Source organism: Candidatus Dependentiae bacterium (assembly GCA_035445995.1).
Lineage (GTDB): Bacteria > Babelota > Babeliae > Babelales > Vermiphilaceae > DAOMRS01.
The window spans coordinates 861,859-886,553 of record DAOMRS010000001.1; the positions used below are offsets into that span (position 1 = coordinate 861,859).

Here is a 24,695-nt window from a genome sequence, read left to right on the forward strand (position 1 = left end):
TTTATTGTTCCCGTATTATTTTATTTGGTTGTAATAATACGCGTTCTAACACCTCATCTGCATGTTGTACCAACACCACTTCTATATCTTTTGCAATATCTTCCAGGCCAACTAAATCATTTTTGTTTTTGTGCGGTAAAATTACGTGAGACATTTTGTTACGTTTTGCAGCGAGTATTTTTTCTTTTACCCCACCAATTGGCATAACTTCACCTTGTAGGTTGAGTTCTCCAGTCATGGCATAATGTGCGTTAATTGGTCTATTAGTTAATGCAGAAAGAATAGCAGTCAGCATGGTAATACCTGCAGACGGACCATCTTTTGGTATTGCGCCAGCCGGTATGTGAATATGTAAATCGTTTTTAACAAACGCATTGTCATCAATGCCAAATTGTTTAGCGTGTGCACGTGCATAACTCAATGCTGCCTGTGCTGATTCCTTCATAACATCGCCCATTTGTCCGGTCAATAGTAATTTACCACGGCCAGGCATGAGTACTGTTTCAATCTTAAGCAATTCACCACCATATATTGTCCAGGCAAGTCCATTTGAAATACCAACTTGATCATTTTTGTGGACTTCATCTTCAAGGAATTTACGTGGACCTAAAAAGCGCTCAATGTTTTCTACGCTAAATGATTCTAGTTTTTTGCCTTCTACTAGGTTTCGTGCTGCTTTTGAACACAAAGTACGGATGACACGTTCCAATTGACGAACACCCGATTCACGCGTATAGGTAGAAATAATTTCTTTGAGTACCTCATCAGATATAGTAATACCTTGGTTTTCAAGTCCCGTATCAATAACAGCTTTTTGTACCAAATGTTGATGAGCAATATTTGTTTTTTCTTCGAGTGTATAGCCAGAGAGCTCAATGACTTCCATACGGTCACGTAATGGGCCAGAAATACTATCTAAGCCATTCGCAGTTGCAATAAACATTATTTTTGATAAATCAAAAGGCAAACCGAGGTAGTTATCATAAAATGTTTTATTTTGTTGTGGATCCAGTACCTCAAGCATAGCTGCTGATGGATCACCTCTAAAGTCCGAGCCAATTTTGTCAAGCTCGTCGATAATTACCACTGGATTACACGAGCCAGCCTTGCGTAATGCTTGAATAAATCTACCTGGCATTGCCCCCACATATGTGCGGCGATGACCTCTAATTTCTGCTTCATCTTTTACCCCACCAAGTGAGATACGTGCGTATTCACGATTCAAACTTTTTGCAATTGATTTACCCAGAGAAGTTTTACCGGTACCTGGAGGACCAACAAAACACAAAATAGGTGCATAGCCATCTTGTTTTAAGTTACGCACTGAGATAAAATCCAGGATACGTTCTTTTATTTCCTTGAGGCCAAAGTGATCTTCCTCAAGTACTGCTTTTGCATGACTTATATCTAAATTTTCTTCGGATTCTATGCCCCATGGTAATGCAAATACCCATTCTAAGTAGTTACGTGTTACCGTAGCTTCTAATGATTCAGGAGCGGTACGTTCAAGGCGATTAATTTGCCTGCGGACTTCTGTTTTTTGATCTTCGGGCATATTAAGAGCATCAAGTTGTGCGTGCATTTTATCAAAATCTTCTTGATCATCATCGCCCAATTCACGTTTGATAGCTTTTAGTTGTTCACGTAAATAAAATTCTTTTTGTGAATTGTTCATTGATTCTCGGGCATTGTTGCGTATTTTTTCTTGAACTTCAGCGACTTCGACTTCTTTTTTAAGATATTGATAAACCAGGTCCAGAAATTCTTTCTGACTTGGAGATTCAAGTAATTTTTGTGCTTGTATCACATCCAAGTTCAGATGAGATAAAATAAAATCGGCAATTTTTTCTGGATCTTCCATTTTGGCAAGAATGGTATGAAAGTCAGGGCTGAATGTATAGCCTGCAGAAGCCATTTTTTCTGCAATGCTTTTTATATTTTTTACGGCAGTGAATAAGGTAGCGGGATCATTTTCTTCTACTTGCACATATTCTACTCGTGCATGCAGACTATCTTCTTCGGTCAGGATTTCTAATGCACGTCCTTTACATAGACCTTGTACAAGGATTTTTATCCCGCCTTCAGGTATTTTAATCAGACGCATGATAGTTGCAATGGTTCCTGTTTGATATAAATCATTGGTACCAATTGCGCCATGATTATCTACCGGATTGCGTGCCGCAAGTAATAGAACTTTTTTGGATGATTGTAAAGCAGCATTAATGCCTTTGATGATTTTTTCATCAAGAACCAATAATGGCACAATCATGTGTGGAAACACTACAACATCCATAGTTGGGATAACCGGGAATATATCCGGGATGCTATCTAGTGCATGAGTGTTCAATACAGTCTTCATTGTGCTCCCCCTATATTTGACAAAGACGACTTTTGGTAAGAAGAGCCATAATTTACGGCTTTCTATGAATCAGTTTACGGAAGGTGCTATGTGCAATACAATAATTATGTAACAACTGCGCAGAAAAACTGATGAGCAAGGCAGTCTTGATGATATGAATCGTTTAAAATACGTATTTTTTGGGGTTTACAGATATGAATAGGGGGCAATTATGAGTACTGCCGTACTAGCAATAAAACAAATAGAAAAGTTTTTTATTGTTGGTGGTGTAAAAATAAATATTTTGCATAATTTGTCAGCCTCATTTGCTCAGGGTGCATCGTATGCTATTACCGGCGTATCTGGTACAGGTAAATCTACATTGATGCATATTTTGGCTGGACTTGATAAACCTAATGCGGGATCTGTGTTATTTAATGATAGAAACATTGCACATTTTTCCGCACATGAGCGTTCATTGTTCCTGAATCAATCAGTAGGTCTTGTTTTCCAGGCACCGTATTTAATCCGCGAATTGACCGTGCTAGAAAACATTATGGTACCGGGTATTATTGCAGGCATGACTCGTGATCAATGCAGTGCGCGTGCAACTGAGCTACTTGATCACGTACAATTAAGTCACAAAAAAGATACTAAAGTTGCCATGTTATCAGGTGGGCAGCAACAACGCGTAGCACTTGCGCGAGCCTTATTCAATAAACCGGCATTTTTACTTGCCGATGAACCTACCGGGAATTTAGATGAGCAAACGGGTAAAGCTATAGTAGAGCTCTTGCATACCTGTCATAAAACGTACAATATGGGAATTATTGTCAGTACACATGATTCCTACGTTGCAGCTAGCATGCACTATAGATATTATCTGGAACAAGGTGTGTTACAACCGAGATAATACTATACTTTCACTATAATATTTTTATACTTAAATGCCCATAGTATAACCTTTTTTAGCAAAGGACAGGCATGGTTACTCGCAAAGCAATTGTACAAAAAACAAAACAATTTAGCATATTCACCTTACTCAGTCGTTGCCTTGGTATTATACGTGAGATGTTGATGATTGAATATTTGGGTATAAGTATGGATTCTGATGCTTTTTTAACTGCATTTAGAATTCCAAATATGTTACGTAAAACATTTGCAGAGGGAGCTTTATCTGCCATATTTGTGCCTACTATTATTCAGACCATGCGCACGTCGGGCAAAAAATCAGTTGGCCAATTAATGACATTTGGGTTTGTAGCATTTGAGGGATTTCTTGTATGTTTGACTGCATTAATTATTTGGCAAGCTGATTGGGTTATCTCTTTATTTGCACCCGGTTTTCCGGTTGAGCAAATTGCAAAAGCTATATCTTTTTTAAAGATTCTTATGCCGTTTATTTTATTTATTTCAAGCAGTGCATTGCTTGCAGGGGCATTGCAGGCGGTTGATCATTTCTTTATTGTTGCGTTTGCTCCGGTATTACTTAATCTCGTATTTATTAGCGCGCTTCTTATTTGTAATTACTTTGCATTACCTGTTACAGTGCTTTGTTGGTTTATATTGTTCGGTGGGTTTATACAGTTTTTTGCACATCTGATTATATATCTTAAGTTAAACTTTAGTTTTGATGGTATACGTATTGAAGATGTAAGAAGATTTACGCATGTAGTCGTGAAGTTTTTACCTTGCTTTATTAGCATGAGTGTTATGGAAATTGGGCTTATTATTGATCAGCGATTTGCTTCTTATTTAGGAGTTGGCAGTATTTCGCTTATCAACTATGGCAATCGATTTATGGGAATACCCCTAGGTGTTTTTGCTGCGGCACTTTCTACTATCTTATTACCACATTTTTCTCGTGTAGCATTAGCAGCTCCTGGCCGCTTGAAATTGTATGTGCTTGAAGCGGCTAAGTTAGTATTCTGGGTTATGATTCCGATTTCTGTGTTAATGTTCTTTTTTGCCGAAAAAATATTTTTAACGTTGTTTCTTTCCCAAAAGTTTACCATGGTACATGTAGTACAAGCGGCATATATTTTACGTGCATTTCTATTTGGGTTATTTTTCTTTGCAATTAATAAGATTTTATTAAGCATGTATTATGCAAAAAATAGTGTATGGGTACCTGCAAGTATTACGATGATTTCTGTGGTGTGTAATGCGATACTTAATAGTATTTTGATCAATATTTGGGGCCTTACCGGATTAGCATTAGCAACAAGCTTTGCAGAAATAATTCGTACGGCTTTATTTGTAATCATCTTGATGAAGCTTATGCATATATCTTTTGATTTTAGACGGTTTTCTATATTTGCATTGCATTACTTAATACAAATTATTATTGTTGGCATACCATTTACCATATTGTACTATGCGTTGGACTGGTTATTTGCAGGGTTACCAATGACCTTTGCATATTTTTTCTTGGAAAATATTGGTTTATGGATATGGGTTGGGCCATTGTCACTTGCATTCTTTTATGTGCTTTGGTGGTCGCGCACACATTTTAAAGTTAAACTTTACTTTTTAGAGCAATAGGATTTTTACATGAGACAGTTAGAATCTGCCGGCATCATAGTTTTTTATGACAACAATGGTATGCGTGAATATTTGTTATTGTACTATCCGCATGGGCACTGGGATTTACCCAAGGGCAAACTTGAAGCAGGAGAAACAAAAGAACAAGCAGCAGTACGTGAATTAGCAGAAGAGACAGGCTTGAGCGCTGAGTTGATTTCTGGATTTACTGAATCACTTTCATATGTTTATACAGAAGCTGATGGTGTACTCACCAAAAAAACAGTCTATTTTTTCTTGGGTCGTGTAGAAACAAAAGATGTAATGCTTTCCCATGAACATAGTGGCTATATTTGGTTACCTTTTAATGATGCAATAAAGCGGTTGAGCTTTGATAATGCGAAGAGTGTTTTGCAGAAAGCGAATAATTACCAGGTTGAGTAGAATATCAATTGTCCGATATTATTTGTTGTATTCAAAATAAAGTGTGTGATCATCTTCAAATGAATTGCTATGAACTAATGACACTACTGTATCTTCAAAAACAACTGTACAGTCATCCGGTACAGCTTGGCGAATTTGCTCTTTTTTAACTTCATCAAAACAAATGGGGTTGCCACGTAAGTCAAGATGCTTTAATTGTGGTAACCATACAAAAATATCTGTATGTATCTGAGAAATATTATTATGAGCAAGATTAAGATTTTCTAAACTAAGTTGCTTGTTAATATCATTACTAGAAATAGCATCTATATTGTTGTCGCGCAGATCCAGATTTTTTACGTGAGATAATTTATCAATACCGGCAAGACTGACCAGGTCTTTTGCTTGAAGCAATTGCCACTTTGATCCTAGGGGAATCATGTTCTGGTGAATAAGATCGGCAATGCTGTGGGAATGTCTTTGCATTTGTTCAGATTGTTTTTTGCGTAGTAATATACTGCCCAACACAGGTATTGCGCCTGCTACCCATACTACATTTTCCATAGCTGATAATGTTTGTGATGCTAATAAAGAACATAAAATGATTACTGTATAATTCATATGATTTCTCCACATTTTATTGATAGCTAACAAAAAAGGGTACGAATTGAATCATACCCTTGAGAATTTGGTTGCGGGGGCTGGATTTGAACCAGCGACCTTTGGGTTATGAGCCCAACGAGCTACCAGGCTGCTCTACCCCGCGGCAAAATATTTCAGAATCTTATTTAACCTTAATAGTATACCCTTTTTGGGCTTTGTCAAACAAAAAGGCCTAAAGAAGCATATATTTCCCGCTTAGGGTAAAAATAAGAGATTTTAGGGTTGATAATTATCATGCTTTTGCAATACAATCCAGGCAGTGGCGATATGTTGGGTATGGGTTAATGATAATAAAGGAGTTACTGGTTCATAGGGGTACCATCGCTGTATGGTAGGCCAGTTGATGTGTAAGCTTGGAACATTCATATGCTTTTGAATTGAAACTGCTCTACATAATGTTAAAAATGGTATGTTGTGCCCTGGTGCATGCATGGTTAATGCCTTGAATAATGCCTCGCGGGCGGCAAAGCGTACGGCAAAGCGTTCAGCGCTTTTTGTATTATTTTGCAAGCAATAATCAATTTCTTGATCGGAAAAAATACGCCGTAATATCTGTGGATTATATATATGCCAATGAGCAAACCGCTGTATATCTACTGAATCAATGCCAATACCAACTATCATATGCGTTGTCTTTCCAGATGTTGGTCAAGTGAGCGATACATAATAGCTTCTTGAATATGTGGCACGTCAATAGTGGAGCTTTCTGCCAGATCGGCAATAGTGCGCGCTACTTTCAAAATCTTATGGTATCCACGCATACTTAAGTTCAACTTGTCGAATGCTTTTTTGAGTATTTCTTCTGCTGCTGCTGTTAATATGCAGGTTGTCTCAATCTGATCTGGTGACATAAAGCTATTATACATATTTGCGTGATTAAAGCGCTGATGTTGCATATTAAGTGCTTTACTTACATTAATAAATAGTTCTTGGGAGCTTTGTATAGGACCATCAGAAGATTTTATAGTGTCATACTCAATTGATTGTACATTAATTTGCAAGTCGATACGATCGAGTAGTGGTCCGGATAGTTTACCCAAGTATCGGCTGATTTGTTGTGGTGAACAATAGCAGGTGCGTTTTTTATCACCCAAAAAACCGCATGGACATGGGTTGAGCGCTGCAACGAGTAAGAATGATGCGGGAAAACTAATTGATTGGTGTACGCGAGAAATATGTACCCGTTTGTTTTCCAGCGGTTGACGCATAGCTTCAAGAGTATCACGTTTAAATTCAGTTAATTCATCCAAAAATAAAATGCCATTGTGTGCCAAACTAATTTCACCCGGTTGTGGATATGAGCCACCACCAATCAGCCCTGCTTGCGATATAGTGTGATGTGGGCTTCTGAAAGGACGTTGTGCAATCAGAGGTTGTTTGTGTAATTTGCCGCTTATCGAATATATTTTGCTTGTTTGCAATACTTCGTCAAAGTTCATGCGCGGCATAATGGTCGGTAATCGTTTGGCAAGCATAGTTTTGCCTGCACCTGGTGGGCCTATGAACAGAATATTATGACGTCCAGCAGCAGCAATTTGCAATGCGCGTTTTGCTTGTTGTTGTCCTTTGACTTGGGCAAAATCTATTGATGTGTCATTTGTTACCGATTCCATAAATGATGCAAATGCACTGGTTGCAGGTGCTATATGGTGTTCACCTCGCAGGTAAGCAATAAGTTCAGTCAGATGATTTACCCCAATAATTTCTATACCTTCAATGAGTGAAGCTTCAGATACGTTTGCAGTAGGTAAAATAATTCGCTTTTTACCCATCCGCTTAGCATCATAAGCAATAGCAAGTGCACCTTTGATAAATCGAATATTGCCATCCAATGAAAGCTCACCCAAAAATAATGTTTCTTGAATAACATCTTCTGGTATTTCCAGAAATTTGTTGGCAAGTATGATAGCAAGGGCAATAGGTAGATCAAATAGGGTACCTTCTTTTTTTAAATCTGCAGGGGCAAGATTAACGGTAATGCGTTTACTTGGCATACGAATGCCAATATTTTTGAGCGCAGCAAGTACCCGTTTGCTACTTTCTTTAATACCGGTATCTGGTAGGCCAACGATATCAAAGCGTGGAATACCAAGAGCAATGTCTGTTTCTACATGAACTAAATAAGCATCTACGCCAATAGTGGTAGCAGAAAAAATTTTTGCGTGCATAATGTCACTAATTACATTAATGAAGTAATGGTTGTAAAATAAAACCCCTTATAAAAACAGATATAACATATATTTTTACATTTTGAAATATAAATTGAGTTGATAATGTAGAGAATGTATTTTTTTAATGTGCTTAAAAAGTGACAGTTTTACTCAAGTGGCGTACACTGTCTTGTTAACATATTCTACAGATTAAAAAGATAGCATCTGTATACATCATGATTTTAAACAGGAGAAGAGGTATATGATGATTATTCATAATCGTATCACCACACTTGTTACTTCTTTTTTATTATTTGCACATGCATTTAATTATGGCGCCATTACTATCAAAGGAGATCTCTCGGAAGGCCCTAGCTTTTCATTTGGCTTACAGCAACACATGTACGATACGACCAATAGCAGTTTTTTTGTTGCGGCACATCCTGATGAGCATAAGCTAGATAGATCGAAGAATTTTGCTATCTCTCAGGTGCCTCATTATGGTGTGCAATTTGTTGGTCTTACGCCGCAAACTGTGCAATTGAATGGTGTGCAAAATACGCCAAATCCATTATATGATGCTGGTATTTCACTCATGACCTTAATTTTTGGTGATGCAACTGGAGGTGTTGGCCACCCAATTGTTGTTGCACAAGATGAACCATCTACTATTTATTTCTTTGATAGTATTAATCCTAATAAAATTGCAGTATTACGTATTCCTGGTATCCCTGATGCTATGGGATTGACCACTACTGGCATTGTAAGTTTATCTGATCAAACTCAAACGTATGCTTTTGCTGCTGTCAAACCAAATGGTGATGCAATGAGTCAGGATTTTGGTGATGCAGGAAGTGGTATTGCATTGTTTATTCTTGGGACTATTCAGCAAGAAGGTAATAATCATTTGCGTGTATTTGGGTTGGTAGATGCACCAACCGGTAGTTTTGATGTTGTGCCACGAAAAGCGCTCGCATTAGATGTTACTACTGATGCAGTAAAAATTAACAATAATTTGGCAAGCATGGGGCAGATGGTTCCTATGCATTGGGATGCTACACTCGGACGTTTATTTATTGGATTGCAAGTAACTGCGGGAGGCGCAGGTGCTGATGGAGCACGTGCATTAGTAGTTGGCCGTGTGCAAGTAACCAAGAAAAAAGTTGTAATCAATGATGAAATACGTGATTCATTATGTCATCAATTGATATTGGAACCGATAGCTCCCGATGCAGTTTTTGCGGGTGCACAAAATAAAATAATTGGTGCTGTTGGTGCAGGTGCACAAGTTTCGATTCATCAGGTAAACAGTATGTTTACTAGTACGAATTTACATTATCTATTAGTAGTAGGTGGCAATGGTGCGCCAAGTGATACAACACGCCGCAGTGTTTTTGCATTACCTCTAGTTAGTGGTGTGCATAATCCTTCTTATAATGGTACTATTGCCAATAAAAACAGTGATCCGGTGGATCGTTTTGCGACAGCCATTCCATATAAGTTTTTAGGGCGCAATTTTACAACTCAAGCAACTACACAAGCCGATATGACTATTTCTACCGATCCTGCTGCACTAGTTGGAGGCGGCGAACTTGCTGCCGGTGATATAACGCAAATATTTGTGCGGGAAGATACCGTTTTTGTATCAGTGGGAGAACCAGATAGTGAAGATCAAAAACCGGGCATTTTTTACTCGCAAGCTATTTTTGATCATGTTGGCAAAATAAAAGCATGGACAAATTGGCAACGTGTAGCAGGCACTATTGAGCAAATACTTGGACTTGCATTTGATCCGCCACAAGGTAATTTTATTTATATGGAACAACCTGGAATTATGGACCCAGATCTTGGTTTATCGGTTGCCTTTAATGTCAAGCGTACTGAATGGGGCAATGGTGCAGACAATGGATTGCGTCCTTTGAATAATGCTATTGGTATTGCATTGCCACAAAGTGGTGCAGGCATACAAGGTTTATTTGAATTCAATACATCAAATGCAGCAGTGCACGATGCATCATTTTTAATTGCAACAGGGTTTGAAAAAGTGGTACTTGCACAAACCGGGCAAGTTGAAAATGGTGTGCTATGTCCAATTACTGGTAGTGCATTCAATGCAGATATCACATTCCAAAATGGTACCATCACTCAAAACTTACCAATTGCGGCAAATAATCCAAAAGTAGTGAGTATATCCGGTGGAGCTCTTGATGGTATTGGACCAATAATTGCAGCTGAATTAGCATCAGATGGTACTAACGGATGGTTATTTGTGGGTGGATCACATGGTGTGGCAGTATTGTCTGCAGCGGATGGCAATGGTTGGGATATAACAACTGGACTTGGTCCCGATTTTGCGGGATTGAGTGCTGGCATGTCTTTCAAGCAATTTGGTAGTTATTCATTTGTGCGTAAAATTATGCATGATGGAGATTTTCTCTACATATTAACAGACCAAGTATTGGATCGGATTGATCTAACACAAGGTAATCCGGGATTGGGTCAATTTACACCGGTGACTGTTGCGCTTGCAGGTGAATTACTTAATACGCGTGATGTATTGACCGATGTTATTGTCTCAGACAAGTTTGCGGTACTTGCAACGAGTGCAGGAATTTTTAGAGTTTCAAATGGCGAAAATATACAAAGTGCCACAAATAGAATTGGGCTATGGACTGAAGTTGCAGTACCCGAAAAAATTGGCCCCATTCAACAATTGGTTGCAGTGAGTCAGACTGGTGTTGCACAAGATGTAGCACGCGGAGATTATGGCCAGTTATTTGTACTCAGTGCATATCGTGGCAAAAGTTATTCACAAGTCAACCGCTATGTCATTCAGTCAGTAGAAGGAATTGCTATTGATGATGATACTATGCAGCCGCTTCCTGATTTATTTGTCAAAGATAAACTTTCATTCTTAATGAATTATGGTGCATTGCGTTTGTTGTTTATTACTGATGGTGCATTATACATGGCAGCGCGAGATCGTAATTTGGTAGTAAATCCGTCAGTGCGTGTGCCACAGCGTACGGCGTTACCTGGAAGTGGTAGACGAGAAGTGGGAGTAGTTGAAGATAGTTTACCTCTCGCCATAGAAAGTAGTTGTCAACTGAGTGCAATGTTGCGTTCATATGCATCAGGTAGTTGGCTCATAAGTGGTGATTTTGGTTTACAAATAAATGAATAAATACAGCACAAGGAATATACATGATCTGTGTGAGAAAAAATACCGTATTTAAAATTTTTATTCTTGTGTGTGCGCTTCATACGAATGTTTATAGTATGAACTTGTTACGTCCCTATGATATATTAGTCAGACCGCCATTTACTGGTTCGCATACGTGGCAGGTGGCAGCATATGCAGAAGGTGGTGTTGGTACACATGCATTTAATACCAGTGGGGACAGCGTGAACCCGTTGCGTATTTGGAATGTGGAGCAAAATGCATTGGCTATGCTCGATGGCTTTAATCCAAATTCTGAGATTGGTCAATTGCGTACTAAATTAGATGCTAATGATAACGGTACCCGTGGTCATTTGTTATTCGATGGCAATTTTGATGTTAAATATGCATTTGCCCTAGCAGCTCGTGCAATGTTTTATGAGCATTTTACCTTAGCGGTATACATACCATTTTATAGTATGCAATTAAACAGTGTATGTTGGACTGATTTGACGTATGGTAAAGATGATGCAGATGTACGAGTCAAAGAATTTTTGACTGACCACTTGGCAGCTACCGTTAAAGAACTTGGCGATTTAAATTTAACGCCCTGGAGTAGATCTGGTATTGGTGATGTCGTATTTATGATTGAATGGCTTAAAAACTTTAAACAACACAAACCATTCTTGAAAAATGTATTACTCAATGCACGGCTTGGGCTCGGTATGCCAACCGGAAAACGTTCGGATCCTGATCTATTATTTGCATTACCGTTTGGTAATGATGGTGCTGCAAGTTTGATTTTTGCATTCAATCTTGATTTGACCTTTGGACAATACTTCAAGGCAGGAGTTGATGTCCAATTAACGCATGTTTTTGATCAGATACGTACACATCGCATAAAAACAGATGTAGATCAAACAGAATTATTGTTATTACAAAAAGCTGAAGTACATACAGATTTTGGTATGGCACAGCAGTTTAGTTTGTATTTTGATATTTATAAATTCTTTGGTGGTGCTTCATTTAAAGTTGGTTATCAGTATTTTAAACAAGGGGAAAACACAATTTCATTGCTATGTAATGATTTTAACCCCAACGTTGCAAATACGGCAATAAACTTACAAGATTATACTACGCATCAAGTATATCTGAATGCATATTATGATTTTAGTGAACATATGGAAGATGCACGAGTCAAACCATATGTATCATTCTACGCACGACTACCATTTAATGGTAAGCGCGTTGTATTAGAGCGAATGGTTGGTACAGTATTGGCGGTTGATTTTTAAGCGAAAACGTAACATGAACATAAAAAATATATTACTTATTCTGAGTATAACTACTATTTTGCAAACATATGCTATGGAGTCTGATAAAAAGTTAAAAATGTATAAACATGAATGTTCGATGTTTATAAGTAAATTGCCACATGTACAGTATAAACCACAGCGAGAAAAATTTATTAAAGCAATAAACATGATTATGAGGCACCGAATCTCACTTGCATTGTGTACACAGATTGATTTTCAGCAAAATATTGATAATAACAAACAGGTATTACGATTTATTCAAGAAGACTATGAATTTGATTTAGATTCGGCATGTACTATAAAAAATAATGTAACGGATAGTTTTTTTGATGATAGTTGTTATGATTTTTTTAATAGGTATCAGATTGTACTTAAGCCTTTGGTACAAGAAGCATTAAAAATACAGATGTCAGATCAAGAAAGAAGTTATTTGAATAAGCAAAGAATAGCTTTGGAAACAGAACAAGAAATTCATAGCATGGTGCTTGAATCATTAAATATATAAAAATACATATAGATTAAATGAATATTAAAAATATATTTTTTATTTTATTTCTAGTTGCTGTGCAACTACATGCAATGGAATTACAACAAGAGTTTGCATATCCAATAGAAGAATATCGACAAGAGCTTGCAATCTTTGTTAGTAATTTATTTTTGCGAGATGCAGCTGAAAAACAAAACATAATAAAAACTGTGCAGATGATTCAGGAGTTTGATATACCAATATCATTGTGTGGCAACATAGACTTTTTACAACAACATTCTAAAAGCAAATTTATACTTACGTTTAATGAGTGTGACCCTGAGTTTGGGATAGACTATGAACATACAATTGATGTAGGTAATAGCTTTTATGATACAAAATGTAACAATTTTTTATTCCGATATCATAGTAACCTTGAATTGTTAGTCAAGAGGTATTTGGAAATCCAAGGGGTGGCAAATTATTTTATTAAACAACAAGTTGCAAAACAAATAGAACAAGAAGCCCATAAAATTATGTTAGATTTATTACAGAAATAAAAGTGACAGCTTATTTTTAACTAAATAACAGGAAAATCATATGAAAATTAATACGATATTTTTGGCAATATGTCTGATTTTTACTCAACTACATGGGATGCAATCTCAAAAAGAACTTGCATTACCAACAGATTTTTATCCGCAACTACTGCAAGATTTTGTACAAACACTTGAGAATAGTGGTTTTGAAAAAAATGAAGTTACAAATTTTGTACAAGAGATTCATAAATCAGGGGTTATGTTGTTTATGGGAGTTGGTATAAACCAGCCACATACCGATGAAGAAAAAAAACGTGCTCGGTTCATAGTAAATTATGAAAAACTGGTTAAAAATTTAATTTATAGTTCATTGCGTAAGTCTGAAGGTTGTTTTATACAAGGAGAAGGTCTCAATCCATGGGAAACAGATTGGAACCTTGAGATGTTATCGCAAGAAGAATATGCAGAGCGCATGGGGTTAAAAAAACATTGCTATGCACAAGAATGTCAAGATTATGCAGATGTAATGTTTGGCAACAATGCTCCTATAGTTCGTACACAATTATTTGCTATGGGTAATGCTGAACAAGAAGCACATGCAATTATGTTATGTTTGTTGCAACAATAAATACCAAAGGTCAGAGGTATGAAATACCAGTTATTGTTATTTATATTAACGGTAGTCAATTCATGTGTTGGCATGCTTCCTGAATCATTACATAAAAAATTTGCACATAATCTTATACATAACTTGGATCCATCTATGCATACTTTATTGCATGATTTAGCAGTGAATGATGTCCAAGCATTACAACAAGAGCAAGAATCACATATTTTTTTTGCAGACATACGGGCATTATTGCGTGAGGCTATATCGGCACATTATCACACATTACTGGATGAATATTATAAAACGCTGAATCAATTGGTTGCTTATGTGCGGATCAAGCAAATAGGGTGTACGTATATGGAGCATGTAGAGCTAGAGCAAGAGGCACAAGAATGGGGATTGCCGTATGTTGAGCTTGATGTGTTTAAAGAAAAGTTAGAAACAAAATTTCCTAAAAAAACCGATGAGCGGCCTGCTATTACGCAGGAATTTGTGCAATTTTTTGGCATTTTACAACAAGAATTAAAACCACTTATGTGCGTGCAATAATACCCTGATCATACGCAAGTTTTTTTGCCTTAGATGCTTTGATGGTGCGTGTTAAGCAATCTTCTTTGCTTTCTAACCAGCTTTCTTGTTCTTCCAACTCGACAAGCGTTAATTCGCCACGGGTTAAATCATGTTGAATAGCATCGTAGAATTCTACGTCTAGTGAGGTATGGGTCATGTCAACAAAAAAACAAAACCGGTGAATCAATGACCAGTACATATCATCCAGGTCATCAAGATCTTGCAATACGTTATATTCAACTAACTTGGCAAGTTGATTGGAAATTTTTTTGACAGAGGTCCAAACATACTCTTGATCTTCGGGCGACCATACAAGCTTTGAAGTGCCTAGTTCTAAAAAGCGTAGAAGTACATGTCGCAATTGATCAATATTAACTTCTTCTTCTACAATATCAATAATTTGCGTTGTCAGGCCCGCAAGAAAATCATCGGGATCTTTTTTAAACTCATCATAATCAGACAAAAAATTGTGATAAAGTACATTATTAACTGATTCTTTGAATCGGTCATACATATCCAGATCTAATAATGAGCTGTTTTTCAAAAATGCTTTTGATTTATGCGCAATAAAATCTTGTTCAAGGAGTCCGGGCAGTACTTCAAGCATGTCAGAAAATGCATACGCATTAATGTAAGGAGTTCCTTTAATAAGTCGATTGAATACGCGCAGTACGCGTTCTATGTATGTACGGCCTTTGTGTGTATTTTTGCCAAATTCAAGTAAATTGGTTAAATAAGAAAAATTATGTGGCAATACATCTGTGCCAAAATTCGGATTATTAAGTTGCTTAAAAATTACTGTAACATCAGACGAACGAATTTTGGTAGATTCATCAGCTGATTGTGTGTGGATAAATAGCGATATACTCGTGCAAACTAATGCAAGGAGAGCTTTTGATTTCATCAATGACTCCTTTATGGTATAAAAAATAATACTATCATTGTATGCTGTTAAGAATAACATACAATGATATGTGCAGCCAATAGATTGTGCTCTTATTGCCTGTTTATTATAAAAGGATATTATACTATGGCATTGTATTCGTACCAAGCGTTTACCAAAGACGGCAAAAAAATTAAAGGTGTTATTGATGCACCGTCTGCAAATGCTGTGCGAGAACAATTGGCTCAAAAGGGATTGTTTCCCATTAAGATTGAACCTGCACAAGAAGGTGCGCGAGAAGGTTTGTTTGGACGATTTTTTACACGATCAGTTAGCGTCAAAGAAAAAATACTATTTACCAAACAACTTGCAACATTATTAAAATCAGGTGTTCCGTTATTACAAGCACTTGAACTATTAATTGACCAAGTAGAAGGTCGTTTGCGTACCATTGTTATCAATGTAAAAGATGATGTTAAAGAAGGTTCTTCATTGGCAGATGCTTTGGCCAAATATCCCAACGTGTTTGAAACCATCTATGTACAATTAGTCAAAGCCGGTGAGGCAAGTGGTAATTTAGAGGTTATTCTTGACCGTTTGACCGATTATTTGGGGCGACGTGAAGAAATCAGAAAGCAAGTGGTTGGAGCTATTCGGTATCCATTGATTCAATTAATTGTTGCAGGACTCGTGGTCGTGGGCTTAATTGTGTTTGTAATTCCCGGTATTGCTGAAGGGCTTGCATCACAAGACCAACCGTTGCCTACTATTACTATGCTTATGATGAACATTGCAAACTTTGTTAAAAGTTATTATCTACTTATTTTAATAGCTCTTATTATTTTGGTAGGGGCATTCCAATATTGGCGTAAAACACCACAAGGTGCGCGTGCATTGGATAATTTAACATTGCGTTTGCCGCTGATTCGTTACATTGCAAAAACAAGCGCAGTGGTACAATTTAGTTATACGCTAGGCTTATTGTTAAATGGTGGGGTAAACTTGTCTGATGCGCTTGATATAGTAGTTGCAATTATTGATAATCGCATTTTGACCGATACACTAAATGAAGCACGTGATAAAATTATCAAGCAAGGTAAGATTGCACAGTACCTCAAACAAACAGATATCTTTCCACCGGTTGCTATCTACTTAATAAAAACAGGGGAAGAAACAGGCAAGCTTGATACCATGTTATTAACGGTAGCAGAAAATTATGAAGAGGAGTTGCGAGAATTAATTAATAAATTAACCGGTGCGCTCGGACCATTAATGTTGGTTGTGGTTGCACTTTTTATTGGTTTAATTGTGTTATCAATTATGACCCCAGTATTGAATATGATGGGTCAAGCTGGTGGTGCTGGGTTTTAACAATATATATGTGGAGATATTATGACAATGACAGAAAGACAAACGGTTCGCTGTACTCGACCAGGGTTTACTTTGTGGGAAGTTCTTATTGCTATGGCTATTATTGGCGGCTTAATGGCAGTAATTGTTCCACAATTGTTTAACTACCTAGAGCGATCAAAGCGTGATACAGCAAAAACAACATTATTGCAATTTAAACAAGCTATTACATTATACCAAACCGATACTGGTAGACTTCCTGATTCTTTGCGTGACTTAATTAAACGTCCAACTGGTGAAGAAAGCGCAAATTGGTCAGGTCCATACTTACCAAAAAAAGCAGTACCATTAGATCCATGGGGTAGAAAATTTGTTTATAAACCTACTCCGGAAGCAGAAAATCCATATGAATTGTATTCACGTGGTAAGAGTGGCAAAAAAGAAGATTGGATTTATGCCCCATAAATTAATAGGCAAGCAGGGATTTACGCTGCTTGAAGTATTATTTGTCATGCTGATCATTGGCGTACTGTCAGCCATGATAATTCCCAATTTTGCAGGACGTGGCCCGCGCTATGAACGAGAACAGTTTATAGCGCGGCTCAATGCCATTACGCAGTTTGCGCAGCAGCAGGCAATTGCACAACATAAAATACATACAGTAAATTTTGATTTTGACCGCAGACGTGTGCATATTGAAGTTGCTGATGATATTCAACCAAAAAAAGGTGAGCTCAAAACAAAGCCAGTCAGAGGCATAGGATCTTCTTTTACGTGGCAACCACAATTTGAAATCAAACAGTTTTTTATTGAGCATATAAATGAAATGAGTGATAGAAAAATTAAAAGTGCCTATTTTGTGGTTATGCCACAAGGGCTTACCCAAGAAGTTACTATAAATTTATTTGATACAAAAGATACAATAGATAATCGTCCACGCAAGGTTGGCTTGGTATTAAATCCTTTTTCAGCACAATTTAAGGTATATGATACATTCCAAACATAAATCTGGATTCACATTACTCGAAACATTATTTGCTATGGTCATTATTGCCGCGGTAATGAGTCCATTATTTTTTATGCAAGCGGATGTTTTGCGCCGTGTAGCAGGTGTATCCAACCATATGCAACGTATATTTTTTATGCGTGATTTTTTATTTAATGCACGCCAGCAGCAGCCAAAGAATACAACGCAATTTACCCTTGAAAAACGAGTGAGTAACCCTGAAACTATATTGCGTTACGAGCTTAAGCCTGTTGATAAAAAATCTGCATTAAGTTCTGTGCAAGGTATGTATACTGAGCGTGTTACTGCTATGTGGTCATATAACAATCAACGTAAAGATGATGTGTTATGTACGCTACAATGCATAGCATCGGAGCAAGCGTCATGATGCACAAAGGATTTACTCTCATTGAAGTACTTTTTGCAACAGCGATAGCAGCCACCATTAGTGTATTGCTTATTGGATTGTGGAACCAAATGGTGCAATCACAAATACGTGTGGAGCGCTTTACCGATATCTATGGTCGTGCGGCATTATATAATGCGCAAATACAACGAGACATCAGTGGCGCGTTTATACCACTTGATGAATTACAAACAACTGGTACCCAACAAAACGAACAGCTGAAAAAAATTGAGCATGTGTTTGTTGGAGATGCTACTTTGCAACAGCTGACATTTATTACCAATAATCCGATGCCTACATATTGGTCAGAGCGGGTAGGGGGACCACAGCCAGCTATAGTTCGCGTGGTATATAAATTGGTTCCAGAAAAAAAACGTGCAAATTCTTTTGTGCTTATGCGGCAAGAGGGTAATTCATTAGACCTAAAAGATTACACGTCAGAGAATTCAAAAATACGTGCATATGAGCTAATTACTGGCGTAAAAAATGTGGCCATTGATTATATTGCAATGGTTGAGAAAAATAAGGCACCTGAGGCAAACAAAACGCAAGAACAAGAACCGGAATTTGAACGAGTAACTAAAAAGGAATGGCAATCGCCGGTGCAGCAAGGTGAACGTACAGAAGAACAGAAATTACCACCGATTCCTCATTGGGTAATTATGAAAGTTGAATTGTGGGATGATGCTACATTCCAACGTTCAACAACTTTTACCTTTATATTTGATATTCTATCAAGCCTAGATGCAACTACTAAGCCGGTACCGCAAAAACGTGCTACTACACCTGCACAATCGCAACCGCGTACATTAACTGAACGCATTCGTCAGCCACAACAGCGTCCGGCTGTTCGGCGTGATTCAGCAAGTGCTACTGTGCGGCGTTCTAATACGCAGACTGTCCAATCAGATAAACGCGTAACATATCAGGCACAAACAATGCGCAGGGCGCCAACAAGAGGTAAAACACATGAAGCACGCGCATAACGCAGGCTATATTCTTTTGGTAACTTTGATGATGATTACTGGTGCTATTGCAGTTGGTACCTATATTTTTTTACGTGGTTCGGTGTATTTACCATTTATGCGTTCACATATTGAGCGACAGAAGGCAATCATGTTTGCACAGGGTGGTCTGGCTATTGCACAGAGTCAGCTTACTTTGTTTGTTGCACCAAAAGATCAGAAAGAAGAAAATACAAATCAGCAATCAGATCCAGCCAAACAACTATGGGAACGTATTACACCTACCATCAATCGCTGGCAAACATATCAATTGAAAAAAAATATAGATGGCATAGATGGTGTTATAAAAATTTGTTTGGGGGCAGAAGAAGGTAAAATAGATTTGAATACTGTCTATGATTATAAAAAAAAGGAATTCAAAGGCAAAGGACAACCGACAGCCGATTGGCATAAACTCATGGAAGTTGTGTGTAAACGTATAGAGGTACTCACTGGTGCCAAAGATACATTCAACGCCTTGTCTGCGTTTTTGAAAAAAAGAAGCCGTCCCCTCAATGATGTAACTGAGCTACTGACTATCAAGGAGTTTGATGTATTTAGAAATGCTGTTTTTTATGAGCCGCGTACGCAAGAGTCCAAGGATGTTGTTATCTATTTAACTGATATTTTTACGGTACATAGCCGAACCGATACATTACAACCATGGTTGTTTTCTGATTCATTACTTGGCATATTACAAATCAAGCAAGCACAACCTGGCGATAGTGCCAAGCGAGAAGATGTAATAAAAAAATTGAATAAAAAATTCAAAAAAACAGTGCAATGGAAACAAGATTGGGATGAGCTCCTCAAGCCATTGTATGAAAAAGAGTTGCAGAGTTTGCCCAATGGATTAGACTCAGTGCTAGATGTTACTTTTGAGCCAACTACATTTACCGTACTTGTGCATGGTACTGTAGGATTAGTAACACAGCGATTACTTGCGATTGTAGAGCGGTACTCGCGTGTACGCAATAGTAAAATTGAGTATAATGTAAGCATAAAAAAATTATATTGGCTCTGACGTAATAAAAAAGGAATTGCGTTGCAAGGTAAAATAGAAACGAAAGTTGGTTTTGTTGTTTTATTAGCCGTTGCGGTGTTTATCTACATGGGGTTTCAGGTCGGTGCTTTTCGTTTTGACCGAGGTAAATATACTGAATACGTCATGTACTTTAAAGATATCTCAGGTTTGTCTCGCAAAGCAGATGTTAAAATTGCTGGTGTAAAAGTTGGTTGGGTTGAAAAAATTGGACTCATTGCCAATGGAGACATGACTGCGCAGGCTACCGTAATGGTTTTACGTGATTATAATCTGTATCAAAATGCGCATGCAGTAGTACGCCAAGATGGTCTACTGGGTCCGCATTTTATAGAAGTTATTCCCGGTGATCCATTGCTTCAGCGTTTAGAGCCGGGCGATGCACTTGATCGACCAGCAGTTGCTCCTGTATCTATTGATGATTTATTGCAACAAGCAAAAAAAATAGCAACCAATATTGAAGATGTAACTAATTCATTCCGCAACGTAGTTGGTGGTTCTGGTGGGCAAGAACAATTACATGAATTCTTTGCCAACATGCAAACTACCGCAGAACGTATGTCTGCATTCTCACAAACACTTGAGCGCGCATTCTCACGTAATGAAGATAACATTGATAAGTTGTTAGAAATCGGTAGTAACGTTGAACGTTTATCACTGCAGCTTGAAAAAGATATATTCCCTGCATTCAGGGAAGGTATGGATAAAATTTCCAATGCCTTTGATCGTGATTTTGATCGTGTAGCTACGCGTATAGAAACATCAGTAGAGGCATTTGAACAAGCCTCTGTGCAAGCACGTGACGGGTTGCGTAATGTAAGTTCTGTTGCAGAAAAAATAGATGAAGGCAAAGGTATACTTGGTAAATTAGTGAATGAAGACGAAACCTATTATGATCTCAAGATAGCAGTTCAAGGTTTCAAAAATTATGTTACCAAACTTGATCGTGTGCAATTTGTATTCGATACACACTTTGAAGGATTTTATCGTCATGCAGAAAATTATCACTTAGAAAATGCAAAAGGATACTTCGATGTGCGCATACATCCAAATGAGGATCATTTTTATCTATTGCAACTCGCAACGAACGAAAAAGGGTATACCTATCGTGATAAAACCGAGCGTGATTATGTAAATGCTCGTGGTGAGATAGTCAGCCCACTTTCACTCAGTGTAGATGTAGAAAAAGGGCAACAATTGGAAATTGATCCAAAAGATTTATTATTTGAACGCAAAACAAAATATAAACGAAATACGCTCAAGATTGGGTTACAATTTGGTAAAATTTACCAAAATATAGCGTTTAGATTTGGTTTATTTGAAGGCAGTGCCGGTGCTGGTGTGGATGTTGATATTCCATTTGGTACTGATCAATTTAGATGGGTTACTACACTTGAATTGTCTGATATGCATGGTTGGAATCGTTGTGATGATAATCGACCATATTTCAAATGGATCAACCGTATGTTTGTCCTCAATAGTATTTATATTACGGCAGGAGCAGACGATTTTGTTAGTAAACGTAATGCAAGCGCTTTCTTTGGTTTGGGTGCTCGCTTTGGTGACGATGATGTTAAATATCTGCTTGGTGGTGTATCGGGAGCCGGTGGGTTCATACAATCGTAAATAATTATTATTAAATCAAAGAAGCTTTTAGTGAGTAACTACTCGCTAAAAGCTTCTTTTTTATTGCTAAAGTATGAGGCTTACTTAGCTACCGTTATGAACAACGGTTGACCAATAGCTTCTGCAACTTTCAATTCTTCAGTTTTTGTATCAGTAGATAGTACCATGTTTGGGATGATATCAAAGTGACGGTCACGACACATAGATTTTTGAATCATAGTACCAATTGATGAAACCAATTTATCAAGTGGTAGTTTTTCAACTACTTCACCAACAACTTTAGTTTGTGGAATTTGTTTCATAATTTTACCAGCAGTTTCACTTGCACCTTTAGAGAATGCAGAAGAAGCATTTAATAAATCATTAGATGTTTTTGAATCTACAAATACTGGTTCAACGTTTGACCATGTACGACCATTAGGTGAATATTGGATAAATGCTAAGCAGAAACCAAATTTACGTGCATAGTCATTTTTGTATTTATCTTTTTCAAAGTTTTTTTGGAACATAGTTACTGTATCACCTGCATCAAAGCGTAATTCATAGGTAGCACCTGCAGGCATGACGTTTTTAGTATTTTCTTTGGTTTGGTATGGATCTTTTCCTAGGTAATACCATGGTTCACCAATACCACCAAGTTTCATACGCACATGGATTGTATTTTTTGTGTGGTTAGTGAATGAGAAAATATACGCAAATGCTGAGTTGCCAATGCTTAATAAAGCGAGGGTAACTAACATTAATTTACTCATATTTTTCATAATAATAACTCCTTTTTTATTAAAAAATATTCTTATTAATTCCTATTTTGCGATTGTTATAAACAATGGCTGACCAATAGCTTCTGCAACGCTCATTTCAGTTATTTGACCAGATTTTTCTGTTTCTTGAGTTGTAGCTTCTAGTACCATGTTTGGAATAATGTCAAAGTGACGTTCACGACACATAGATTTTTGGATCATAGTTCCGATAGAAGAAACTATTTTATCAAGAGGTAGCTCGGCAACACCTTTTAGCTGAGAAACATGAAATGATTTTTTAGTTTCTTCAGCAGATTTTTTACCTTCAATTAATTCACGTGCTGCTTCATCAGCAAGGTCTTTTGATGATTTTTTAACTTCCGGTATGTTTTGGAGTACTGCTGCAGCAGTTTCTGTAGCACCTTTAGTAAATGCAGTAGCCGCACTCAGTAGATCATTAGATGTTTTTGATTCTACAAATGTTGGTTCAACATTTGACCATGTTTGGCCATTCGGTGAATATTGGATGAATGCTAAGCAAAATCCAAATTTTCGTGAATAATCACCAGGGCCTTCACCAAGAACAAAACGTAACTCATATGATTCGCCTGCTGGAATAAAGTTTTTTGTGTTTTCTTTGGTTTGGAACGGATTTTTACCTACGTAGTACCATGGTTCACCAATACCACCAAGTTTAACTCGTACATGTACTCTTTTTTTAGTGTGGTTAGTAAACGAATAAATATGACCAAATGCAGTATTACCTATGCTTAATAAAGCCAGGGTAGTGAGCATTAACGTATTGGTTAGTTTCATTTTTTTCCTCTTTTTATTTTTTATGTTTAAATTTTAGCTTCATATTAATGCTAGCCAATTTTATGGGTAAAAATCAATAATATTACAAAAAGGAAATATGCGTATGATTTAGTATGATTAAAAAAATAGGTTTTTAACCTGAAAAAGGGGTAATGGTTGTAGGGGTGCTATCCAGCTGCAGAGGCTGGATTCTTACTGGTGGTCTATCTTTTGTTCCGTGAGCCAGGTCACAAAAAGATGTTTTATGAAGGCAAGTCGGTCTAGCCGTTGTTCTATGGTGCTATACTTGGAAGTATTGAGGGGAAATAGCCAGGTAGTATGGGTTCGTTTAATCCAGTTGTGCAGATACTGGTAATATTCTAATTGTATGCGTTCTGATTCAATTTCATGCATAAACTGAGCAAGTGGAGCTCCGGTATCCATAGGGTCGGTTAGGTTTATATATTTGTTTTGTATAGCAAAAATAAGTGCTTGTGTAAGGTCTTTGTCTGGTAGAGCACATAGTTCTTGTAGGGACAAAGGGGCCTTCCATGCAGACCATATATCGGTTCTTTGAAGATATAAGTTGCCTGTTATCACTTGGTAACACACATACGTGTAACAGGTAAGCACGCCAGTTAATATAATTTGCCATTTATGGGTTATCATATAAGCACTCGAGCTACTAGGTATACCTTTTAAAATATTAGATGCATCAGCTTGAGCATACGCATTTGAGCTGATGGCTGTATTAAATGTAGGGTGCATATCTGTGCGTGTGTTTACTGCTTGTTGCTGTGACAAATAAAGATTGATATTAATATCGGGTGTGTGATTATTATTAGGTGTATGATTACCGGGAATAATGAGGCGTGCATCTGGTCGTAGAGATGTTGTTACGGATTGTTGATGTGAAGGAAGTATATAATGAATAAGTTGTTCCCATAACCCGTGACGATGTGTGCTTAATTGCTCAGAAGGTTCTTGCATGCCATATGCATAGAATGTACTGAATATAAATAAGAGAATATATTGTTTCACGTTATAACTCGTATTGTTATTTTTTGTTAAATATTCTTGAGTGT

Annotated in this window: 24 protein-coding genes and 1 tRNA gene; 16 read left to right on the forward strand and 9 right to left on the reverse strand. The window is 37.3% G+C overall.

From position 1 onward, the window contains the following. Position 1: 1 nt before the first annotated feature. Positions 2–2,359: an endopeptidase La gene (gene lon, locus PK943_04155; GenBank protein HRN78408.1), complete on the reverse strand. Its 2,358-nt coding sequence runs from the start codon at positions 2,357–2,359 to the stop codon at positions 2–4. A 211-nt stretch (positions 2,360–2,570) separates the two neighbouring features. Between lon and PK943_04160 the strand changes: the two genes are divergently transcribed. The 3 genes from PK943_04160 (at position 2,571) to PK943_04170 (ending at position 5,305) form a co-directional block, all read left to right on the forward strand. After that, positions 2,571–3,251, forward strand: coding sequence for an ABC transporter ATP-binding protein (locus PK943_04160; GenBank protein HRN78409.1), 681 nt, complete (start codon positions 2,571–2,573; stop codon positions 3,249–3,251). Positions 3,252–3,322: 71 nt separating this feature from the next. Next, a complete protein-coding gene (gene murJ / locus PK943_04165) occupies positions 3,323–4,882 on the forward strand; it encodes a murein biosynthesis integral membrane protein MurJ (GenBank protein HRN78410.1) in 1,560 nt (519 codons plus the stop codon). Positions 4,883–4,891: 9 nt separating this feature from the next. Then, positions 4,892–5,305: an NUDIX domain-containing protein gene (locus tag PK943_04170; GenBank protein ID HRN78411.1), complete on the forward strand. Its 414-nt coding sequence runs from the start codon at positions 4,892–4,894 to the stop codon at positions 5,303–5,305. An 18-nt stretch (positions 5,306–5,323) separates the two neighbouring features. On the opposite strand, the gene PK943_04175 is transcribed toward PK943_04170, so the two are convergent. The 4 genes from PK943_04175 to PK943_04190 form a co-directional block, all read right to left on the reverse strand. Next, positions 5,324–5,905, reverse strand: a complete 582-nt coding sequence (locus tag PK943_04175; protein ID HRN78412.1) for a leucine-rich repeat domain-containing protein — start codon at positions 5,903–5,905, stop codon at positions 5,324–5,326. Between the two features lie 68 nt (positions 5,906–5,973). Then, a tRNA-Met gene (locus PK943_04180) sits at positions 5,974–6,050 on the reverse strand. Between the two features lie 113 nt (positions 6,051–6,163). Then, positions 6,164–6,571 (reverse strand): 4'-phosphopantetheinyl transferase superfamily protein, encoded by a 408-nt coding sequence (locus tag PK943_04185; GenBank protein HRN78413.1) that lies wholly within the window; start codon positions 6,569–6,571, stop codon positions 6,164–6,166. Further along, positions 6,568–8,115, reverse strand: a complete 1,548-nt coding sequence (locus PK943_04190; protein ID HRN78414.1) for a YifB family Mg chelatase-like AAA ATPase — start codon at positions 8,113–8,115, stop codon at positions 6,568–6,570. Before PK943_04190 ends, PK943_04185 begins: the two co-directional genes overlap by 4 nt. Positions 8,116–8,359: 244 nt before the next feature. On the opposite strand from PK943_04190, the gene PK943_04195 reads away from it, so the two are divergent. The 6 genes from PK943_04195 to PK943_04220 are packed head-to-tail and all read left to right on the forward strand — an operon-like array spanning position 8,360 to position 14,737. Next, on the forward strand, positions 8,360–11,281 hold the full coding sequence (locus PK943_04195; GenBank protein HRN78415.1) for a hypothetical protein: 2,922 nt from the start codon (positions 8,360–8,362) through the stop codon (positions 11,279–11,281). Between the two features lie 20 nt (positions 11,282–11,301). Next, positions 11,302–12,552 (forward strand): hypothetical protein, encoded by a 1,251-nt coding sequence (locus PK943_04200; protein ID HRN78416.1) that lies wholly within the window; start codon positions 11,302–11,304, stop codon positions 12,550–12,552. Between the two features lie 13 nt (positions 12,553–12,565). Beyond that, on the forward strand, positions 12,566–13,078 hold the full coding sequence (locus tag PK943_04205; GenBank protein HRN78417.1) for a hypothetical protein: 513 nt from the start codon (positions 12,566–12,568) through the stop codon (positions 13,076–13,078). 17 nt (positions 13,079–13,095) lie between these two features. Next, positions 13,096–13,599, forward strand: a complete 504-nt coding sequence (locus tag PK943_04210; protein HRN78418.1) for a hypothetical protein — start codon at positions 13,096–13,098, stop codon at positions 13,597–13,599. Positions 13,600–13,639: 40 nt separating this feature from the next. Further along, positions 13,640–14,206 carry a hypothetical protein gene (locus PK943_04215; protein HRN78419.1) on the forward strand — a complete coding sequence of 189 codons (567 nt, stop codon included), beginning with the start codon at positions 13,640–13,642 and terminating at the stop codon, positions 14,204–14,206. A gap of 18 nt (positions 14,207–14,224) precedes the next feature. Beyond that, positions 14,225–14,737, forward strand: a complete 513-nt coding sequence (locus PK943_04220; protein ID HRN78420.1) for a hypothetical protein — start codon at positions 14,225–14,227, stop codon at positions 14,735–14,737. On the opposite strand, the gene PK943_04225 is transcribed toward PK943_04220, so the two are convergent. Continuing rightward, the gene (locus PK943_04225; protein ID HRN78421.1) at positions 14,721–15,662 is read right to left on the reverse strand and encodes a hypothetical protein; all 942 of its coding nucleotides are present in this window, start codon (positions 15,660–15,662) and stop codon (positions 14,721–14,723) included. The genes PK943_04220 and PK943_04225 overlap by 17 nt on opposite strands. A 126-nt stretch (positions 15,663–15,788) precedes the next feature. Here PK943_04225 and PK943_04230 point away from each other — a divergent pair, with 126 nt between their 5' ends. Genes PK943_04230 through PK943_04260 form a run of 7 tightly spaced genes read left to right on the forward strand, consistent with a single transcriptional unit; the run spans position 15,789 to position 22,075 of the window. Then, a complete protein-coding gene (locus PK943_04230) occupies positions 15,789–17,012 on the forward strand; it encodes a type II secretion system F family protein (GenBank protein ID HRN78422.1) in 1,224 nt (407 codons plus the stop codon). A gap of 21 nt (positions 17,013–17,033) precedes the next feature. After that, positions 17,034–17,456, forward strand: a complete 423-nt coding sequence (gene gspG / locus PK943_04235; protein ID HRN78423.1) for a type II secretion system major pseudopilin GspG — start codon at positions 17,034–17,036, stop codon at positions 17,454–17,456. Continuing rightward, on the forward strand, positions 17,446–17,997 hold the full coding sequence (locus PK943_04240; protein HRN78424.1) for a type II secretion system protein: 552 nt from the start codon (positions 17,446–17,448) through the stop codon (positions 17,995–17,997). Before gspG ends, PK943_04240 begins: the two co-directional genes overlap by 11 nt. Next, the gene (locus tag PK943_04245; protein ID HRN78425.1) at positions 17,978–18,385 is read left to right on the forward strand and encodes a prepilin-type N-terminal cleavage/methylation domain-containing protein; all 408 of its coding nucleotides are present in this window, start codon (positions 17,978–17,980) and stop codon (positions 18,383–18,385) included. The genes PK943_04240 and PK943_04245 overlap by 20 nt, the downstream gene beginning before the upstream one ends. Further along, entirely contained in the window at positions 18,382–19,389 is a 1,008-nt protein-coding gene (locus tag PK943_04250) for a prepilin-type N-terminal cleavage/methylation domain-containing protein (protein ID HRN78426.1), read from the forward strand. Before PK943_04245 ends, PK943_04250 begins: the two co-directional genes overlap by 4 nt. Then, positions 19,373–20,431, forward strand: a complete 1,059-nt coding sequence (locus PK943_04255) for a hypothetical protein (GenBank protein HRN78427.1) — start codon at positions 19,373–19,375, stop codon at positions 20,429–20,431. Before PK943_04250 ends, PK943_04255 begins: the two co-directional genes overlap by 17 nt. 21 nt (positions 20,432–20,452) lie before the next feature. Further along, positions 20,453–22,075, forward strand: a complete 1,623-nt coding sequence (locus PK943_04260) for an MlaD family protein (protein HRN78428.1) — start codon at positions 20,453–20,455, stop codon at positions 22,073–22,075. A gap of 80 nt (positions 22,076–22,155) precedes the next feature. On the opposite strand, the gene PK943_04265 is transcribed toward PK943_04260, so the two are convergent. From PK943_04265 to PK943_04275, 3 genes are all read right to left on the reverse strand, one after another. Then, positions 22,156–22,836 (reverse strand): hypothetical protein, encoded by a 681-nt coding sequence (locus tag PK943_04265; GenBank protein HRN78429.1) that lies wholly within the window; start codon positions 22,834–22,836, stop codon positions 22,156–22,158. A 42-nt stretch (positions 22,837–22,878) separates the two neighbouring features. After that, on the reverse strand, positions 22,879–23,631 hold the full coding sequence (locus PK943_04270; GenBank protein HRN78430.1) for a hypothetical protein: 753 nt from the start codon (positions 23,629–23,631) through the stop codon (positions 22,879–22,881). 192 nt (positions 23,632–23,823) lie between these two features. Beyond that, on the reverse strand, positions 23,824–24,651 hold the full coding sequence (locus tag PK943_04275) for a hypothetical protein (protein ID HRN78431.1): 828 nt from the start codon (positions 24,649–24,651) through the stop codon (positions 23,824–23,826). Positions 24,652–24,695: the final 44 nt, after the last annotated feature.

Coding starts and splice junctions, on each gene's coding strand:
- PK943_04185 (HRN78413.1), bottom strand. CDS start 6,571: ATGATAGTTGGTATTGGCATTGATTCAGTAGATATACAGCGGTTTGCT.
- PK943_04250 (HRN78426.1), top strand. CDS start 18,382: ATGATGCACAAAGGATTTACTCTCATTGAAGTACTTTTTGCAACAGCG.
- PK943_04205 (HRN78417.1), top strand. CDS start 12,566: ATGAACATAAAAAATATATTACTTATTCTGAGTATAACTACTATTTTG.
- PK943_04255 (HRN78427.1), top strand. CDS start 19,373: ATGAAGCACGCGCATAACGCAGGCTATATTCTTTTGGTAACTTTGATG.
- PK943_04195 (HRN78415.1), top strand. CDS start 8,360: ATGATGATTATTCATAATCGTATCACCACACTTGTTACTTCTTTTTTA.
- PK943_04265 (HRN78429.1), bottom strand. CDS start 22,836: ATGAAAAATATGAGTAAATTAATGTTAGTTACCCTCGCTTTATTAAGC.
- murJ (HRN78410.1), top strand. CDS start 3,323: ATGGTTACTCGCAAAGCAATTGTACAAAAAACAAAACAATTTAGCATA.
- PK943_04245 (HRN78425.1), top strand. CDS start 17,978: ATGATACATTCCAAACATAAATCTGGATTCACATTACTCGAAACATTA.
- PK943_04230 (HRN78422.1), top strand. CDS start 15,789: ATGGCATTGTATTCGTACCAAGCGTTTACCAAAGACGGCAAAAAAATT.
- PK943_04190 (HRN78414.1), bottom strand. CDS start 8,115: ATGCACGCAAAAATTTTTTCTGCTACCACTATTGGCGTAGATGCTTAT.
- PK943_04210 (HRN78418.1), top strand. CDS start 13,096: ATGAATATTAAAAATATATTTTTTATTTTATTTCTAGTTGCTGTGCAA.
- PK943_04225 (HRN78421.1), bottom strand. CDS start 15,662: ATGAAATCAAAAGCTCTCCTTGCATTAGTTTGCACGAGTATATCGCTA.
- PK943_04160 (HRN78409.1), top strand. CDS start 2,571: ATGAGTACTGCCGTACTAGCAATAAAACAAATAGAAAAGTTTTTTATT.
- PK943_04175 (HRN78412.1), bottom strand. CDS start 5,905: ATGAATTATACAGTAATCATTTTATGTTCTTTATTAGCATCACAAACA.
- PK943_04220 (HRN78420.1), top strand. CDS start 14,225: ATGAAATACCAGTTATTGTTATTTATATTAACGGTAGTCAATTCATGT.
- PK943_04240 (HRN78424.1), top strand. CDS start 17,446: ATGCCCCATAAATTAATAGGCAAGCAGGGATTTACGCTGCTTGAAGTA.
- PK943_04270 (HRN78430.1), bottom strand. CDS start 23,631: ATGAAACTAACCAATACGTTAATGCTCACTACCCTGGCTTTATTAAGC.
- PK943_04215 (HRN78419.1), top strand. CDS start 13,640: ATGAAAATTAATACGATATTTTTGGCAATATGTCTGATTTTTACTCAA.
- lon (HRN78408.1), bottom strand. CDS start 2,359: ATGAAGACTGTATTGAACACTCATGCACTAGATAGCATCCCGGATATA.
- gspG (HRN78423.1), top strand. CDS start 17,034: ATGACAATGACAGAAAGACAAACGGTTCGCTGTACTCGACCAGGGTTT.
- PK943_04200 (HRN78416.1), top strand. CDS start 11,302: ATGATCTGTGTGAGAAAAAATACCGTATTTAAAATTTTTATTCTTGTG.
- PK943_04170 (HRN78411.1), top strand. CDS start 4,892: ATGAGACAGTTAGAATCTGCCGGCATCATAGTTTTTTATGACAACAAT.